The organism is Peteryoungia aggregata LMG 23059, assembly GCF_030814435.1.
In the GTDB taxonomy this organism is placed as follows: domain Bacteria; phylum Pseudomonadota; class Alphaproteobacteria; order Rhizobiales; family Rhizobiaceae; genus Allorhizobium; species Allorhizobium aggregatum.
On sequence record NZ_JAUSUW010000012.1, the window covers coordinates 1 to 17,004 of the forward strand.

At 62.5% G+C, this 17,004-nt stretch carries 14 protein-coding genes and 1 riboswitch; of the genes, 3 read left to right on the plus strand and 11 right to left on the minus strand.

Going from position 1 to position 17,004, the window contains the following annotated elements; all coding sequences use genetic code 11:
• Nucleotides 1–242: 242 nt before the first annotated feature.
• The 3 genes from mcpU to J2045_RS18160 all read right to left on the minus strand — a co-directional run bounded on the left by mcpU (nucleotide 243) and on the right by J2045_RS18160 (nucleotide 5,307).
• Nucleotides 243–2,333 (minus strand): methyl-accepting chemotaxis protein McpU, encoded by a 2,091-nt coding sequence (gene mcpU / locus J2045_RS18150; protein ID WP_307375396.1) that lies wholly within the window; start codon nucleotides 2,331–2,333, stop codon nucleotides 243–245.
• A 188-nt stretch (nucleotides 2,334–2,521) separates the two neighbouring features.
• Nucleotides 2,522–3,283 carry a crotonase/enoyl-CoA hydratase family protein gene (locus J2045_RS18155; protein WP_307375398.1) on the minus strand — a complete coding sequence of 254 codons (762 nt, stop codon included), beginning with the start codon at nucleotides 3,281–3,283 and terminating at the stop codon, nucleotides 2,522–2,524.
• A gap of 245 nt (nucleotides 3,284–3,528) precedes the next feature.
• Complete coding sequence (locus J2045_RS18160) at nucleotides 3,529–5,307, minus strand: acyl-CoA dehydrogenase family protein (protein ID WP_307375400.1); 1,779 nt, start codon at nucleotides 5,305–5,307, stop codon at nucleotides 3,529–3,531.
• Nucleotides 5,308–5,710: 403 nt separating this feature from the next.
• On the opposite strand from J2045_RS18160, the gene J2045_RS18165 reads away from it, so the two are divergent.
• Entirely contained in the window at nucleotides 5,711–7,621 is a 1,911-nt protein-coding gene (locus J2045_RS18165) for a PhoX family protein (protein ID WP_307375403.1), read from the plus strand.
• Between the two features lie 109 nt (nucleotides 7,622–7,730).
• Here J2045_RS18165 and minE read toward each other — a convergent pair whose 3' ends face one another.
• The 7 genes from minE to J2045_RS18200 all read right to left on the minus strand — a co-directional run bounded on the left by minE (nucleotide 7,731) and on the right by J2045_RS18200 (nucleotide 13,486).
• A complete protein-coding gene (gene minE / locus J2045_RS18170; protein ID WP_006726700.1) occupies nucleotides 7,731–7,991 on the minus strand; it encodes a cell division topological specificity factor MinE in 261 nt (86 codons plus the stop codon).
• Nucleotides 7,988–8,803, minus strand: coding sequence for a septum site-determining protein MinD (minD, locus tag J2045_RS18175; RefSeq protein WP_307375411.1), 816 nt, complete (start codon nucleotides 8,801–8,803; stop codon nucleotides 7,988–7,990). The genes minE and minD overlap by 4 nt, the downstream gene beginning before the upstream one ends.
• A gap of 29 nt (nucleotides 8,804–8,832) precedes the next feature.
• Nucleotides 8,833–9,603, minus strand: a complete 771-nt coding sequence (gene minC, locus J2045_RS18180; RefSeq protein ID WP_307375415.1) for a septum site-determining protein MinC — start codon at nucleotides 9,601–9,603, stop codon at nucleotides 8,833–8,835.
• Between the two features lie 188 nt (nucleotides 9,604–9,791).
• Nucleotides 9,792–10,301, minus strand: coding sequence for a BA14K family protein (locus J2045_RS18185; RefSeq protein WP_307375417.1), 510 nt, complete (start codon nucleotides 10,299–10,301; stop codon nucleotides 9,792–9,794).
• Between the two features lie 210 nt (nucleotides 10,302–10,511).
• Nucleotides 10,512–10,931: a BA14K family protein gene (locus J2045_RS18190; RefSeq protein ID WP_307375420.1), complete on the minus strand. Its 420-nt coding sequence runs from the start codon at nucleotides 10,929–10,931 to the stop codon at nucleotides 10,512–10,514.
• A 226-nt stretch (nucleotides 10,932–11,157) separates the two neighbouring features.
• A complete protein-coding gene (locus J2045_RS18195) occupies nucleotides 11,158–12,240 on the minus strand; it encodes an FAD-binding oxidoreductase (RefSeq protein ID WP_307375423.1) in 1,083 nt (360 codons plus the stop codon).
• A gap of 1 nt (nucleotide 12,241) precedes the next feature.
• Nucleotides 12,242–13,486, minus strand: coding sequence for an aromatic ring-hydroxylating oxygenase subunit alpha (locus tag J2045_RS18200; protein ID WP_307375428.1), 1,245 nt, complete (start codon nucleotides 13,484–13,486; stop codon nucleotides 12,242–12,244).
• A gap of 99 nt (nucleotides 13,487–13,585) precedes the next feature.
• A riboswitch (cobalamin riboswitch) is annotated at nucleotides 13,586–13,788 on the minus strand.
• 303 nt (nucleotides 13,789–14,091) lie between these two features.
• Here J2045_RS18200 and J2045_RS18205 point away from each other — a divergent pair.
• Entirely contained in the window at nucleotides 14,092–14,697 is a 606-nt protein-coding gene (locus tag J2045_RS18205; protein WP_307375431.1) for a DUF6656 family protein, read from the plus strand.
• Between the two features lie 16 nt (nucleotides 14,698–14,713).
• Here the strand turns inward: J2045_RS18205 and J2045_RS18210 are convergent, their stop codons facing one another.
• Nucleotides 14,714–15,793, minus strand: a complete 1,080-nt coding sequence (locus tag J2045_RS18210) for a GGDEF domain-containing protein (RefSeq protein ID WP_307375433.1) — start codon at nucleotides 15,791–15,793, stop codon at nucleotides 14,714–14,716.
• A 216-nt stretch (nucleotides 15,794–16,009) separates the two neighbouring features.
• Here J2045_RS18210 and J2045_RS18215 point away from each other — a divergent pair, with 216 nt between their 5' ends.
• On the plus strand, nucleotides 16,010–17,002 hold the full coding sequence (locus tag J2045_RS18215; RefSeq protein ID WP_307375436.1) for an L-threonylcarbamoyladenylate synthase: 993 nt from the start codon (nucleotides 16,010–16,012) through the stop codon (nucleotides 17,000–17,002).
• Nucleotides 17,003–17,004: the final 2 nt, after the last annotated feature.

A 17,004-nucleotide genomic window follows, 5' to 3' on the forward strand; every position in this document is an offset into this window, starting at 1 on the left:
GCTGGCGGCCGCTGCGCAGAACATCAAGAAGATCGCAATGGCAATGACCAAAGCCCCGAACCGAGCCTGGGCATAAGGGCACAGGTGCGATGGAGGCCACGAAAATCTACGAACAAAACACCACCTGAGCGCGCACCTTAGAAACTGGAAAACCCGCCGAGGAAAAATCGGCGGGTTTGTCAGCGGTCTGACGGCGCCTCAGGGGCGCCGTTTTCATTCTGCGGGTGGCAGGGGCCGCCCGATCAGGCAGCCCGGCGAGGCGCATGTGAGGAGCCGGCGGCGCGCTCGTCGATGCGGAACTGGTTGAGCAGAGCCGTGAGCGCTGCCGCTTCCTGGGCAAGGCCATGGCTGGCTGCCGTCTGCTCCTCGACCATGGCGGCGTTCTGCTGGGTGCCCTGGTCCATGGTGTTGACGGCGGTGTTGATCTCCTGCAGGCCGGTCGACTGTTCGCGCGAGGCCGTAACGATGGCATTGACGTGGCCGTTGATCTCCTGAACCTCACGGACGATCACATCGAGCGCCTTGCCCGTCTCGTTGACGAGTTCGACGCCGTGCTTGACCTGGTTGCCCGACGCACTGATCAGGGTCTTGATCTCCTTCGCAGCATTGGCGGAGCGCTGTGCAAGTTCGCGGACTTCCTGTGCGACGACAGCAAAACCCTTGCCGGCTTCCCCGGCACGCGCGGCTTCGACACCGGCGTTCAAGGCGAGCAGGTTGGTCTGGAAAGCGATTTCATCGATCACGCCGATGATATTGGAAATCTCGCCCGAGGACTTCTCGATGCCCTGCATGGCACCGACAGCTCTCTCGACGATTTCGCCGGACTTTTCCGCACCCGCACGGGCGCGGGTCACCAGCTGGCCGACTTCCTCGGCGCGGCGGGCGCTGTCCTTGACGGTTGTGGTGATCTCTTCCAGGGCGGCTGCGGTCTCTTCGACCGAGGCTGCCTGCTGCTCGGTGCGGCGGGCAAGGTTGTCGGCCGACGAGCGGATTTCGGCAGCACCGCCGTCGATGGCGCGGGCATTGCGGCCGACGGTGGCGAGTGCATCATGCAGCTTTTCGACGGAGGCGTTGAAGTCGACGCGCAGGCGGTCGAGATCGCCGGCAAACGGGGTTTCGATGCGCGAGACGAGGTCGCCATCTGCCAGACGACCGAGACCATCGGCCAGCGAATGCACGGCGAAGGAAACCTGCTCGGCTTCGCGCGCCTTGGCGGCTTCGCGTTCGCGGCGTTCCTGTTCGGTCATGGTGCGGGTTTCATCCGCTTCGCGGGCCAGGCGGCCACGCTCGATGATGTTGTCGCGGAAGACGGCAACGGCTGCGGCCATCTGGCCGATTTCGTCCTTGCGGGCAGTGCCGGGGATCTCGGCGGAGACATCGCCGCCGGCAAGCTTGCCCATGACGCCGGTCATGTCGACAACCGGGCGGACCACGAGACGCGACAGCAGGGCTGCCAGCACGCCGATCATGGCAACGACGCCGACGAGGGTCGCGACGGCGGCAGCCGTGCGGAACTCACCGATGCTGGCATAGGCGAGATCACGGTCGATCTGGACGCCGAGATACCAGTCGTCGCGTGGCAGGCCCTTGATCGGCAGGAAGGAGACGAGGACATTAGCGTCGGCGAAGGTGGTCTCAGTGATGCCGGAGCCGATGGTCGGCGTCTGGTTCGGGAAGGCATCCTTCAGTGTCTTGGTGACGAGGTTGCCGTCGCGGTGGACGAGGATCGTGCCGTCCTGCTTGACGAGGAAGGCAGAGCCCTTGCCGCCCATGTCGACCGAATTGACCATGTCGACGAGGGAGGTCAGGGAGAAGTCGGACGCAGCCACGCCGTAGAGCTTGCCGTCCTTCTTCACCGGGATGGCGGCGCTGATGATCAGGTTGCCGGTCGAGGCGTCGGCGTAAGGGTCGGTCAGAACCAGCTTGTCCGCCTTGACGGCATCCTGGTACCATGGGCGCTTGCGCGGGTCGTAGCCCTCCGGCAGCGGCTGGACGGGAACGCTGGTGAACACGCCCTGCTCGTCGCCGACATAGGTCGACATGAACTCACGGATAAGGACCGGATTGTCGAAGGCGGCGGTGATTGCAGCGGCATCCGGCGCCTTGGCGGCAGCATTGCCGGCAAGCTCGGTCAAGGCCACCCGGGCGGCAAGCCAGTTGGCGATACTCTGCGACGCCTGGAGACCGGAGCTGTCGATCTCGCTCTTGACGGCGGCACTCGTCGCGTTGTGCTGGAGGCTATCGATATAGAAAGAGAAACCGGACAGGGCGGCAACCACCACGAGGGAGGCGACCACCAGGATCTTGGTCATCAGATTGGAACTGGTCTTCACGGGTACGGTCCTGCAAAAACTCTCCGCGCCACGTCGGCGCGAGGGGTCACGGGGCATTGTGTGATCACGGCACCATCATGGTGCGGAAGCGGCAAATTTGCCGCCCCCTCACAGATACTCCGCAGGATTTAACGGGCACTTAAGCGAAACCTGAAAAATAAGTAGGCCTCACATACGGCCTGATCGTCTTATCCGCGGCCCTTCATGAAGGCCTCGAAGGCGGCGCGGGCTTCGGCGCTCTTCAGCTGGGCGACGAAGTGGACGAGTTCTTCCTGCATGCGGGCACGGACCTCGTCGGCGCTGCCCTTGACCAGGGCACGGGCGATCTTCATCGCCGCCGGCGGCTTGGACGCGAGCGAGGATGCGATCTTCAGGGTCTCAGTCTCCACCTGATCGGGCGCGACGACCTTCCAGATCAAACCGGCCTCGCGGGCCTGCTCAGCAGAGAAGCCTTCGCTGGCGGCGAGCATGGCAAAGGCGCGCTGGTGACCCATGATGCGAGGGGCAATCAGGCTGGAGGCGGCTTCCGGGACAAGCGCCAGGTCGACGAAGGGGGTCTTGAACAGGCTGCGGTCGGAGGCGACGGTCAGGTCGCAATGCATGTGGAGCGTCGTGCCGATGCCTATCGCCAGACCATCGACGCCTGACACAAGCGGCTTGGTGACTTCGGTCAGCGCGCGCAGGAGGCCGAAGGCGGCGGGTTCGCCGACAGCGCCGGCCATGGCGAAGCCTAAGAAATCGGCCATGTCATTGCCGGCGGAGAAACAGCCCTCGGTGCCGAGGAAGACGATGGCGCGGATGCTGTCATCTTGCTCGCCCTCCAGCAGGCCAGCCGTCAGCTTCTGGTACATGGCCTGCGTGATGGCGTTCTTCTTGTCCGGGCGGTTGAAGCGCAGGACGAGGACGCCGGGATGGGTTTCTGGGCGGGTGATCTCAATGTGGTCGGTCATTCTTTTCCCCTTCAATTCTATCCGTCTGCGAAAGGCCCCTCACCCCGCCTCCGCTTCGCTCGGCGCTCCCTCTCCCCGTAAACGGGGCGAGGGGGACCGAAGGCGCTGCGGCCTTCGCCCTTCTCCCCGCTTGCGGGGAGAAGGTGCCGGCAGGCGGATGAGGGGCAATAATGACCGGTTGAAGGATCAGTCACCCCCACCCGCCGCTTTGCGGCGACCTCCCCCCTCAAGGGGGAGGTGGAGCGTCAAGCAAACAGCGCGCGTGCCGCTTCCAGGCTCGCTGCGCCATTGACGACGCGATCCTTCAGCGCAGCGGTCTCGGCGATCAGGTTTTCGGCGGCGAAGCGGCAGAGCGCCAGGCGGTTGTCGCGGCCATGGTCCTCGTCGGCAAGGGCGCCCTTGGCGAGGTAGACACCGGTCAAGGCGAGGCCGAAGAGGCGCTGGTAGGGCGTGGCGCCTGCGAGCGCTGCAGACGCGTTGCCAGCGGCGAGCTGCGAGAGCAGCCATTCGGTGGTGTCTTCGAGATCCGACAGGCTCGCGTCGAGGCGGGCGGCGGTCTCGCCAAAACCTTCGAGATTGGAGGCGCGCACGGCATTCACTACCTGCTTCAGCTCGGTGATGTAGCCCCTGATATGGTTGCCGTTCGACAGCGGCAGCTTGCGTGTGACGAGGTCGGCGGCCTGGATGCCGTTGGTGCCCTCATAGATCGGGGCAATGCGGCTGTCGCGCCAGTAGCGGGCGGCACCCGTTTCCTCGATGAAGCCCATGCCGCCATGGGTCTGGATGCCGAGCGAGGCGACATCGACGCCGGCATCGGTGGCGAAGGACTTGGCGATCGGAGTGAGCAAGGCTGCGCGCTCGGCCCAGTGGCGGGCCTCATCGCCATCCGCGTGGTGGCTCATGTCGGTTGCGTGGGCGCAGACATAGCAGATGGCGCGGGAGCCTTGGGTCAGCGCCTTCATCGTCACCAGCATGCGGGCGACGTCGGGATGCTCGATGATCGGCGACATGCCGGAGCCGGTCCAGCCGGGAGCCTTCCCTTGCGTGCGGTCCTTGGCATATTGCACGGCCTTCTGGGTGGCGGCCTCGCAGATGGCAACGCCCTGCATGCCGACGGCGAGGCGGGCGTTGTTCATCATCGTAAACATGCAGGCGAGGCCCTTGTTCTCCTCGCCGATCAACCAGCCGATCGCACCGGCTTCGTCGCCATATTTTCCATCGCCATAGATCATGGTGCAGGTCGGCGAGCCGTGGATGCCGAGCTTGTGCTCCAGCGAATGGCAGTGGAGGTCGTTGCGGGCGCCGATCGAGCCGTCGTCGTTGACGAGGTATTTGGGCACGAGGAAGAGCGAGATACCGCGGGTGCCGGCGGGTGCATCGGGAAGACGCGCGAGAACGAGATGGATAATGTTCTCGGTGATCTCGTGTTCGCCCCAGGTGATGTAGATCTTCTGGCCGAAGATGCGGTAGGTGCCGTCAGCGCGGCGCTCGGCGCGGGACTTCATCACGCCGAGATCGGAGCCGGCATGCGGCTCGGTGAGGTTCATGGTGCCGGTCCATTCGCCGGAGACCATCTTGGGCAGGTACTTTGCCTTCAGGTCGTCCGAGCCGTGGGCGGTGACGGCATCGACGGCGCCCATGGTGAGCGTCGGCCCAAGCGCGAAGCCCATGGAGCCGGAATTCCACATTTCGAGGGCCGCGACATTCAGCATATGGGGAAGCCCCTGTCCGCCGAAGTCTTCAGATGCGGTCAGTGAGTTCCAGCCGCCTTCGGCCCAGGCGCGGTAGAGATTGTCCCAGCCATCGGGCACGATGACCTTGCCGTCGACCAAACGTGCACCCTGCTTGTCGCCGATTTCGGCGAGCGGGGCGACTTCGTCACTGGCAAAACGGCCGGCTTCCAAGAGGATGGCGTCGACCAGATCGTCGCTCAAGTCGCCGAGCTTGCCGTCTTCGATGGCCTTGGTGAGGCCTGCAACGTGCTTCAGGGTGAACGCGATCTCTTCTACGGGCGCCTTGTACATGACGTGCTCCTCCATCTGGCGTATGCTTCATGCCACGCCCAGACTCCCACCCAGGAGGCGCGGCTTATTCTCACTTCTGGCTAATTGATTTTTACGTAAACGTCAAATCTTTTGCATGCGACAGGAAGCCTCGTTCCCGGTGCCATGAAGGTGAAAGTCGAGGTGACGATTGCCGCCGAAACAAAGATGCGTGAGCGGTCGGACGCCTCGCTTCCGGAGAGAACGGCAGTCTTCGGATCAAAGCCAAGATGCGCCAATGACTTAAAACGGCGACCGGCTGGGCCTTCGCCGGAATGCCTAAATCAGCGCCTTCACAACTATCGGACTGCCCCGATTTCGTCACATCCCTGTTATCAGGCCTGACTAGTCGAAGGTTGGACTTCAACCAAAAGGAGGCTCAGCCATGACCGACACCAATACCAATCATCTCTCCTGGGACGAGTGGGACGAGCTGCATAATCCGCCGCCGGCCGTGACCGACTTCGACCGCGTCGTCGAACGCGCGATCTCGCGTCGCGGTTTCCTCGGCGTGTTGGCCATGGGTTCGGCTGCCGTTGCCATGGGCTCCGTCGGCAATCTGATGAGCTCGACCTCCGCCCAGGCCCAGGAAGCAGCCTCGCGCTTCGCCTTCAAGCCGATCGACATTGCGACCGACAACACCATCCATGTGCCGGAAGGCTACAACTGGAAGCCCCTCGCCCGTTGGGGTGAGGCCCTGTTCTCCTCGTCTTCCGACATCGATCCGATGAAGGGTGTGTCGCTGGAGAATTCCGACAAGGTCTTCGGTGAGAACACCGACGGCATGGAGCTCTTCGTCATCGGCGGCGCCCAGGTGATCGCGGTCAACCACGAATACGTCAACAACGAAATCAACCTGCCGCACGCGCCGGAAGGCATGCCGCAGTCGCTCGACGACGTGAAGATCCTGCAGAACATGCAGGGCGTCACCGTCATGGAAGTGGCTGAAGGCGAAAACGGCTGGGCAATCGTCGTCGACAGCAAGTTCAACCGCCGCATCCACCACAACACGCCGATGAAGCTTTCGGGTCCGGCTGCCGGCTCGGAGCTCGTCAAGACGGCTGCCGATCCCGGCGGTGTCGACTGTCTCGGGACCTTCAACAACTGCGGCGCCGGCAAGACGCCTTGGGGCACCTACCTCACCTGCGAAGAAAATTTCAACGGCTACTTCGGTTCCACCAATGCCGAATTCGAAATGCCTGCGGACTACAAGCGCTACGGCATCGTCGCCGAGACGCGCTATGCTTATGAGAAATTCGACGAACGCTTCGACGTTTCGAAGAACCCGAACGAGCCACGCCGCGCCGGTTACGTGGTAGAGATCGATCCGTCGGATGCGTCCTCGACCCCAATCAAGCGCACCGCACTCGGCCGCATCAAGCATGAAAACGCCGCCGTTGTCGTGGCCCGGGACGGTCGTGTGGTCGTCTATATGGGTGACGACGAGCGTGGCGAGTTCCTCTACAAGTTCGTCTCCAACGGTATCTATGTGCCGGGTGGCGACACCTCGAAGCTGCTTGACGAAGGCATGCTCTACGTCGCCAAGTTCTCCGACGAAGGTACCGGCGAGTGGCTGGCTCTCACCGAAGAGACAACCGGCATGAAGGCCGACGAGATCGCCGTGTTCACCCGCCAGGCTGCTTCCAAGGTTGGTGCCACCACCATGGACCGTCCGGAATGGGTTGCGGTCAATCCGGTTGCGGTCGAAGCCTATTGCTGCCTCACCAACAACAGCCGTCGCGGCGAAGTCAAGGACGGCAAGCTGCGCACCAATGCCGGCGGCGACGAGATGGCCGTCAACGCGGCCAATCCGCGTGAGAAGAACGAATACGGCCAGATCGTCCGCTGGTATCCGGCCAATGACGACCACACGGATTCCGCCTTCAGCTGGGATCTCTTCGCCATGGCCGGCAATCCGGCCGTGCACAAGGACGGCGCCTATGCCGGCTCGTCGAACATCAACGAAGGCAACATGTTCAACTCGCCTGACGGCATGATGTTCGATTCGACCGGTCTCGTCTGGATCCAGACCGACGGCGAAGACTCAAACGAAGGCGAGTTCGCGGGCCAGGGCAACAACCAGATGCTCGCCGGCGACCCGGTTACCGGCCGCATCGAGCGCTTCATGACCGGCCCGAAGGGTTCGGAAGTCACCGGCCTCACCTGGTCGGCCGACAAGCGCACCATGTTTGCCGGCATTCAGCATCCCGACGCGCCCTTCCCTGACGGAGAAGGCAAGCTGCCGCGCTCGACGATCGTGGCGATCAAGCGCGACGACAACGCTCTGGTGGGCTGACGGTTCGGTCGGCAGGGCGGATGCGATCTGCCCTGCCCTCCACCCAAACGAAGAAGGCCGCCGACCGGGATACCGGCGGCGGCCTTTCTCATTTGTGAGGCCTGGTCGATCAGGCCGCGAGGCGCTGGGCGTTGCGCGGGATCTCGACGTCGATCTCAAGGATCGAGACGTCTTCGTCGCGGTCCATCTTGATCTGCACCTTGTCGCGGTCGAATTCGACATGCTTGGCGATCACGGCGAGAATTTCCTCGCGCAGGATGGCCACCAGATCGCTTTCAAGCGAGGCGCGCTCATGGGCGAGCAGAACCTGCAGGCGTTCCCGTGCCATCGGTGCGGACCGCTGCTTGCGGAACAGAGAGAAAATGCTCATGCGGCCCTCCGCGCGAAGATCTTGTCGAGGAAGCCGCGCTTCTCGCCAGGAATGGTGATCGGAACGTTTTCGCCGGCCAGACGACGGGCGGCGTCGAAATAGGCCATGGCAGGTGCGCTGCGGGCGTCGGCGAGCGTGACCGGCGCGCCGATGTTGGAGGCACGCAGCACGTCCATGCTTTCCGGGATGATGCCCAGCAGCGGGATCGACAGGATCTCGAGCACGTCATCGACCTTCAGCATGTCGCCACGCTGGGCGCGAACGGCGTCGTAGCGGGTGAGCAGGAGATGCTTTTCCATGCGCTCGCCGCGCTCGGCCTTGAGCGTCTTGGAATCGAGCAGACCGATGATGCGATCAGAATCGCGGACCGAGGAGACTTCCGGATTGGTGACGACAACGGCCATATCGGCATGGCGCATCGCAAGCGTTGCACCGCGTTCGATGCCGGCCGGGCTGTCGCAGATGATCCAGTCGAAATACTTCTTCAGCTCGTTGATGACCTGTTCGACGCCTTCGGCGGTCAGGTTGTCCTTGTCGCGGGTCTGTGAGGCGGGCAGCAGGAACAAGGTTTCCAGCCGCTTGTCGCGGATCAGCGCCTGCGGCAGCTTGGCATCGCCCTGGATGACATTGACGAGATCGTAGACGACGCGGCGCTCGGCGCCCATCACCAGATCGAGATTGCGAAGGCCGACGTCAAAATCGACGACGACGACTTTTTCATTGCGCTGTGCCAGCGCTGCACCGAGAGCGGCCGTCGAGGTCGTCTTGCCGACCCCGCCCTTGCCGGATGTCACGACTATCACCTTGCCCATGTGGTTCTCCTGTCTGTCCCCGCTCAAGTTCACGTCATTCTCTCTGTCATGATTGCATCCCCCTCCAGCCAAAGCTGAACAGGATGCCCCTTCAATTCTGGATCCATATCGTCGGTCATCGCGTAGACGCCGTCGATCGCAACCAGCTCGGATTCGAACTTACGACAGAAGATCCTTGCGTCGGCATTGCCAACGCATCCAGCGAGCGCTCTGCCGCGCAACGCACCGTAGATGTGGACGGAGCCACCGGCAATCACTTCGGCGCCCGACTGGACCGAACCGATGACCGTGACGTCACCCTGGGTGTAGATGACCGACTGACCGGAGCGGATGGTTTCGCGCACGATCATCGACGGCGCCGAAACCGGGCTCTGCTGCACCACCACTTGCGGTGCTGCCTGCTCTGCCGGCTGCTTCTCCGCCTTGCCCTTGGGCGTGGCGGCCGAGGCTTCAGGCGTGTCTTCGCGCGGCACATCGTAATCTGCGGCGGGTTTGCCACCCTTCAGCTGCGGCGGCATGCCCGGCTCGACCAGCGAAGGGCGACCGCCCTCGATGCCCATGATCGAGACATTGCGGCTGCCAAGCTCTGCGATCAGCGCCTTCAGCTGCGGACGGTCGATCTCGATCTCGGACACGTCGAGAACGACGGGGCGACCGAGGAAGAAACCGGCCGAGCGGGCCGCGAGATCGTCGAGCCGGACGAGCCAGTCGTCGAACGGCAGATCCGGCGTCAGGACGACGGCCAGGAAGGATCTGCCCTTGATGCGGATGGAGCGGGGTTCGGTTAGCACTTTGGTCATCTACGTAAACAAATCGTTGATGAAAGAAGTACCGCCGATTTGGTTAACAAATGGTTAACGCGGTGATTTTGACGTTAGGAAACAGGCGGATCGGGCTTACGAAAAAACCGCCCGCGGCATGGCGCCGGGGCGGCTTGATGTTAACCCTTTCCGGCGCCTCACGGAAGCCGGATTAGCTGCTCTGCCGATCAGTAATAGGGCGAATAGCACTGCTGACGCGGGCCGTTATACGGCTGGAAGGTGTTCGAATAGCTGTCGTAGGACCGATAGCGGGCCTGGCACCAGTCATAGTGGCGCGGATTGATTCCCGCAGCACGCGGCGCAGGCGCCGGCCGCGGCTGCGAGGCGATTGCACCGCCGATGATCGCACCTGCTGCAAAGGCGGCCAGCGGATACCAGTAGCCATCGTGATAACGGTATCCGGGGCGACGTTCGCTATAGCCGCGATGGCCGTTCCAGTAGCGGGCACGGTCGTAACGATCGTAGCGATCATATCTGTCATACCGGTCATACCGGTCGTAGCGGCGCTCCCGGTAGATGCGGATCTCGCCGTCGATAGACTGGACCTGTTCGGCATCCGTCGTCGTCGTTACCGGCGCGACGGGGCGGATGATCTGCGCCTGGGCGGGGACCATGCTCGTGACGGCGAGGATCGAGGCGAGAGCTGCGACGGCTGTCGTCTTCAATGCGCTCTTCATGATGTTTCTCCCTGCATGTTTCCTGTGGCCTCGGGAAGCGGACGAGCCGCCCGATCCCTTGACCTTAAAACAAAGCTTAACGGTGCCAGCCTGAACCCAGAATTAACGCTCAGTTCATAGTTCGCGTGCGACGCGTGGCGGGTTCAAGACCGCACGGGCGCGCCAGCCCCCGTCAACGGGGATCCATGGATTTTGTTCCCGTGACCGGTATCAATAGTAGGGCGAATAGCACTGCTGGCGAGGCCCGTGATACGGCTGAAACGTGTTGCTGCGCCAGTGATAGGAGCGATAGCGATCGGCACACCAGCTGTGGTGTTTCGGATTGATGCCGCCCCTGTAATGCACGACCTGCCGGCGCGGGATCGGCCGATCGACGATCACGCCTGCGCGCACCGAGCGCGGTGAGAACCACTGCCCCTGGTGATAGACATAGCCCGGCCTATACACACGATAGCCCTTTGCCCGGTAGCCGTGATGGCGCGACAGGATGGTGACGCGCTCATAGTGGCGATAGCTGGTGTAGCGTTCGTAGATGCGGACTTCGAGGCCACCGGCGTTCGCTGTGGTTCCGGTCATCATGAAACCGGTCACGGCAAGGCATGCGGCGGCGAAAGCAGAAACAAGCTTCATGCGTGATCCCCCTTCGGCTGAGCCTCCTCCCGTCTGCGCCGGCCATCATGGCCGACATCGGACCGGACCGCATTTGGCGGCCGGAGGCTCTACCAGAGGATGCTAATCGGGGCTCTCTCGACCGGCAAGAGCCCGCGCCAAGCCGCAGACCCGCAGACAGCAAGAGAGGGCGAATCCGGCCCGGAATCGCCCTCTTCTCACGTGCAATTGATCGACGGATCTACGCTTACGCTTCGATCTCGATGTCGCCCTTTGGCCGCGAACAGCAGGCGAGGATGTAACCTTCATCGATCTCGTCATCGAGGATGCCGCCATTGTGGTCCATCTCGACCTCGCCCGAGAGCTTCATGACCTTGCAGGTGCCACAGAGACCGGATTCGCAGGCAGCGCCGATGCGTACACCTGCGGCGCGGGCCGCCTGCAGCACGGTATGGCCGGGAGCGCAGAGACCGTCCTTGCCGGACATGGCGAACGTGACCTTGGTCGGCTGCTCGCCATCGGCATAGATGACGACTTCCGGCAGCTCCTGCTTGACCGGCTGGAAGGCCTCTTCGTGATACTGCTTCATGTCGAAGCCCGCACCTTCCAGCGCCTCGCGGACCGTTGCCATGAAGGGGGCGGGGCCGCAGCAGAAGACGGTACGCTCCAGGAAGTCGGGCGCCAGAAGCGCGATCTTCGCCTTGTCGATGCGCCCCTTCAGGCCCGACCAGAGCTGGCCGCGCGAGACCTGCTCGACGATGAAGCCCAGCGTCAGATGCGGCATCTCGCGGGCCTTGGCCTCAAGCTCCCAGCGGAAGATGATGTCATCGGGCGAGCGCGCGCAGTTCAGGAAGGTGATGTCGCTGTCGGGGGCCCGGTCGCTCATGTCGCGGGTCATCGAGACCATCGGCGTGATGCCGGAACCGGCGGAGATGAAGAGGTACTTCTTGCCGGGATACTTGGCATAGGAGAAATCGCCGAGCGGACCAAAAGCCTTCAGCGCCATGCCGGGCTTCAGATTGTCGAACATCCAGCGGGTGCCGATTGAATCCTTCTGCGCCTTGACCGTGACCGCGACCGTGTAGGGACGTGAGGGACTGGAGGAGAGCGTGTAGGTGCGCATGACAGGCTCTGGCCCAACGGGGATCTCGAGCGTGACGAACTGGCCCGGCATGTAGCGAAACCAAAGGTTCGGCTTGTTGGGCTTGAAGGTGAAAGTCATCACGTCGGCAGCTTCCGGCGTGACGGCGACGCATTCGAGCAGATGCTCCCGGTCGGACCAGGGGCGCATCTCGTCGACATGGCGATACTGGGTGACGGCGATGTTCATCTCACGCCACCGCCGAAAGACGGGCCTTGTCGCCCTGCAGGCGGCTCGTCATGAAGTTGGAATACCACTCGACGAACTGCATGACGCCACCCTCGTGATCGACGGAATAGGGACCGGGCTCATAGGCCGGCGAGCGGATGCCGAAGGCGTTTTCCTCAACGATCGAGCGGTCCTGGTCATTGGTCATGTTCCAGACATGAGTCAGCTCTTCGAGGTCGTAATCGACGCCCTCGACGGCATCCTTGTTGACCAGCCAGGTGGTGGTGACGGCGGTCTCTTCTGCCGAGAGCGGCAGGACGCGGAAGGAGATCGCGTGATCGCCCAGGATGTGGTTCCAGGTCGTCGGATAGTGGAAGAGCAGCATGGTGCCGATATGGCTGATCGGCACATCAGCGGAGAGCGGCTTCTTGACGGCGCGCTTGCCGGACATGGTGTAGCTCTCGGCATCCTGGATCAGCGGCATGCGGGCGGTGCGGAACTGGCCTGATGGGTCCATCTTGAACTCGGACGGCAGACCGGCGGCCTCGCAACGTGCCCAGTGCTCGGAGATGAAGGGATCATCGCCGGCACCCTGGACGCCGGTTGCTGTCGGGGCTTCCGGATAGGTGCGGCAGAGTTCGGGATGGTTGCTGGCGCAGTGGTAGCATTCGCGGTTGTTTTCCCAGACCAGCTTCCAGTTGCCCTTTTCGATGATTGTCGTCTTGTGGGCGACTTTGGCCTCCCACAGCCGATGCGGCGCCAGATAGGGCTCGATCGAGGCGCGGACGGGCGCGAAATCGGCGGGCTCATTGGCGAGGCAGACGAAGATATAGCCGCCGACGCTTTCGCAATGCACGGTCTTCAGGCCGAATTCGGCCTTGTCGAAGGTCTCGCCCATCTGGCGGGCGAAGACGAGCGAACCGTCGAGGTCATAGGTCCAGTTGTGATAGGGGCAAACGAGCTTGGCAGCCGCGCCCTTGTCCTTTGTGCAGACGCGGTGGCCGCGATGGCGACAGGTGTTGTGGAAGGCGCGGATGACCTGGTCCTTGCCGCGCACGATGACGACAGGATAATCGCCGATCTGGACAGTGAAATAGTTGCCGGCACGCGGGATCTCGCAGTCATGGCCCATGAACAGCCAGTCGCGATACCAGATCTGCTCCATGTCGAGCTTGAAATAGTCCTGATCGATATAGAAGGGCTGCTCAAGCGAGAAACCCTCGCGGCGGTTCTTCAGCTGGCGCAATACTGTATTGTGCAAATCCATCTCGTCCTCGTTTCCTTGTTCGGGCGAGAGAGGAGCGCAGCCAGCCGACACCCCGGGAGCGGGTGCGCATGGCTATCTCCGGTCGCCCGCCGCAACCTCAAATGTTCGTCTGCCAAGGCTGGTTTCCGGGCTGAGGAGTGGTCCATTTGCGGACCGCGCTGGCGCCTTCCCAGAGTTGCCTCCAGTGGCTTTATGCCAGAACGCATTCTCCACCACCGTTGCGGGGGCAGCGCCGGATTTCGACCGGCTTCCCGATTTCCCACCCTCCCTAAAAAGGCGGCACCTCGAGCTTAGGTCTATCTAATCATAGGCGGGACCCTGACGCTGCACTGCGAAACGACAAGACAGAAATCGTTTGCGACATGGCGCAGGCTGTCAGTCAAAACGGACTGTGACGAATTCCCCTTTAATTTCTGTAGCGTAGAGTAGAGGCAAAGAAATATCGGGAGGCTGGATGGCGCAAACGCGCGATCAATGACCGGTTTTCAAGATTTGCGCTGCGGCAAGCCTCGGGAAACCTCCATCCGTCAGAATAGCATCAAATCATGATTAACCATGCTGCGCTAAGCTCAAGCAGTCAGTCCGGGTACCGTCAGAGCGTCAAGATGCAGAAATTGAGATACTACGCGGCTCCGAAAGCGGATACGAAGACAGCGCCGTCTTCCAAGGCAGTCCATACCGAGTTCCTGAGAACCGGTCGGATCTCGCGCAGCCGCGAGGACTGGCTGCCGGACGAGCGCCGCTATCTGACCTATGAGGAGGTGGCCGCACGCACAGGCCGCCGGCTGGAGCGGGCCGCCGAGACGACCCATGAGCGGATCAACGGCTTTCACCGCTCGATCAAGTTCCCGAAAATCATCTTCCATCGCACGCTGAACGACAGCCCGCATCTCGGCTACTGTCACGTGACGGCCGCCCGAACAAACTTCGCGCAGTATGCGGATGTGAAATGGGCCTTCTACATCGCCAATTTCTTTGCGGATCTGGGTGGCGAAGAGGTGTTCTTCGAGCAGATCAAGCAGAATTATGGACGAATGTATTTCGCTGTTGCGATCAAGCCGGAGGCGGAAGCCAAGGCGATGACCATCGACCGGTCGATCCGCGACAATGGTCTGCTGTTCCAGACAGTGGATCCGAAAGAGGCGCTGCGAAACGTGCTAATGCTCGGCGCGCGAGACGCCGAGATCAGGAAGATCATCGCAAAGCTCTGAAACGAGGCTCCGGCGCTCAGCCGCCGAAACCGCCCACGGGCTTTTTCTTGTAGAGCAGCCAATCCTTCGAGACATAGTCGTTGGCACCGTAGATGGTGACCGTGTCGCCACCGGCGGCTTTCGAGGTGGCCAGCGCCTTTTCAGCGAAATTGGTGAAGTCGAAGGCGTTCGGGGCCTGCTCGGAAAAGCAGATGCCGAAAGACATGCCAAGCTGCCCCATGCGGGCACCGGTCGACGAACCGACGAAGTTGGTCGCCTTGAGCTTGGCGCGTACCAGATCGACCACGCGGCTGATCTCGTCCTGGTCGGAGGTGTAAAGCAGCAGGCCGAAGCGCCCGGCATCAAAGCGGCAGGCGAGATCGCCGCCACCGGAGACGGCTTCCAGCACCTTGGCGACCTGCATCAGGAAGCGCTCGGCGACTGCCGGACCCATCTGTTCCTGAATGCGGGCGTAATCGTCGATCTCGCCGATCGCGACGCCGCAGAGCACCGGCATTTCTGGGTTTGCATAGATCTTGGCAACGGCCTTGTTGAAGGCGCGGCGGCTGGCAAGGCGGGTGACCGGATCGACGAACTTCGCGGCTTCGGCCTCTTCCGCCTCACGCTGCAGGTCGGCGAGCGATGCGGTCTTGTCCACGACGGCGCGCACGACATTGCTGTTCTGGTGGGCGCGCTTCTCGGTCGCCGCCTTGAGCATCTTGATCGACTGGCCGAGCGGAGTGCCTTCCAGGTCTGCCTCGGTGAGGATGGTCTTCGAGGCGTGGCCGATGGCCCGACCGTAATCGGTGAGCGAAATCTTCTCTTCGTTGAGCAGACTGATGAAGTTGCTCATTTCGGCGCGAACCTGACCATTCTGGCGGCTCAGCAGCCCGTCTTCGTGGTGGTGCGGCAAATACTTGCGGCCGAGCTCGTCCAGCGCTTCCTGTGTCTTGACCTTGCCGAGGGCGATGAACTCGCGCACCAGCTCCGGATTACTGCCGGAATAGGCCTCATAAACCAGTTCATAATTGCGCGGCAGACCGTCTATGCCCATCTGATGCATGGCGGTCGCGACGCGGAGCGCAATGCTGGCGGCAGGATTCTTGACTTGCTGCATCTGTGAACTTCCCGGATGTGAGGCATTCCCGTCTTTTCCGGAACCATAGGGAAAGTTCTCTTTCTTTCGGTTACGTCGGTAGTTAAAAATTGAACGGTTCGCGGTCCCCATTAAAAAATAGGGTGGAATCTCAGGTTCATTGCGCCGAAAAAGAGGTTTGCCGCCTCGCGCCGCAGGGGATAATGACGGGCTAGATCAGACTGGAAGGCTCGGAACATGGCGCGGATCATCCCGATCGGAACGGACACGGACAAAGCGGAGGCCATCGCGGCGGCCTCCGGCGTGCTGCTGCGCCAACGCCCCGTCGCGATCCCGACGGAGACCGTCTACGGGCTTGCCGCCGACGCCACCCATCCGGTGGCGATCACCTCCATCTACGAGACCAAGGGGCGCCCGCGCTTCAACCCGCTGATCTGCCATATGGCGGATCTTGAGATGGCGGAGCGTTATGCCGTGTTCGACCCGATCTCGCGCAAGCTGGCGGAGGCCTTCTGGCCGGGGCCGCTGACGCTGGTTCTTCCGCTGAAGGACGATGCCGGTATCCATCCGCTGGCAACCGCAGGTCTCGATACGGTCGGCATTCGTGTGCCTGTCGGATTCACGGCCGACCTCATCCGCAGCTTCGGACGACCACTCGCCGCCCCCAGCGCCAACTCCTCCGGCCGGATAAGCCCGACGACGGCGCAGCATGTGGACGCAGACCTCGGGGAAAAGATCGAGGTCATCGTCGATGGCGGTCCCTGCCCCGTTGGTGTGGAATCGACGATCGTGAAGGTCGAGGACGGCGAGATCCGACTGCTACGTCCGGGCGGGATCGATGCGGAGGCGATAGAAGCGGTGACGGGCAAGACCGTCAGTCGCCCCAAGGCCTCAGGCACGGCGGCCATCGAGGCGCCGGGCATGCTTGCTTCGCATTATGCGCCCAATGCTTCGGTGCGACTGAATGCGACAGAGGTGTCGAGCGCGGAAGCCTTGATCGCCTTCGGTGCAGGCGACATATCCGGAGCATCGACCGCGACTGCGGTGTTCAACCTGAGCCCCGGTGGCGACCTTGCAGAGGCGGCCAGCAACCTCTTCGACTATCTGAAACGCGCAGATGCGAGCGGAGCGGCGGGCATTGCGGTGGCTCCCATTCCGGACGAGGGACTGGGCGAAGCGATCAACGACCGGCTGATGCGGGCGGCTGCACCCCGCGGGACCGAGGGATGACT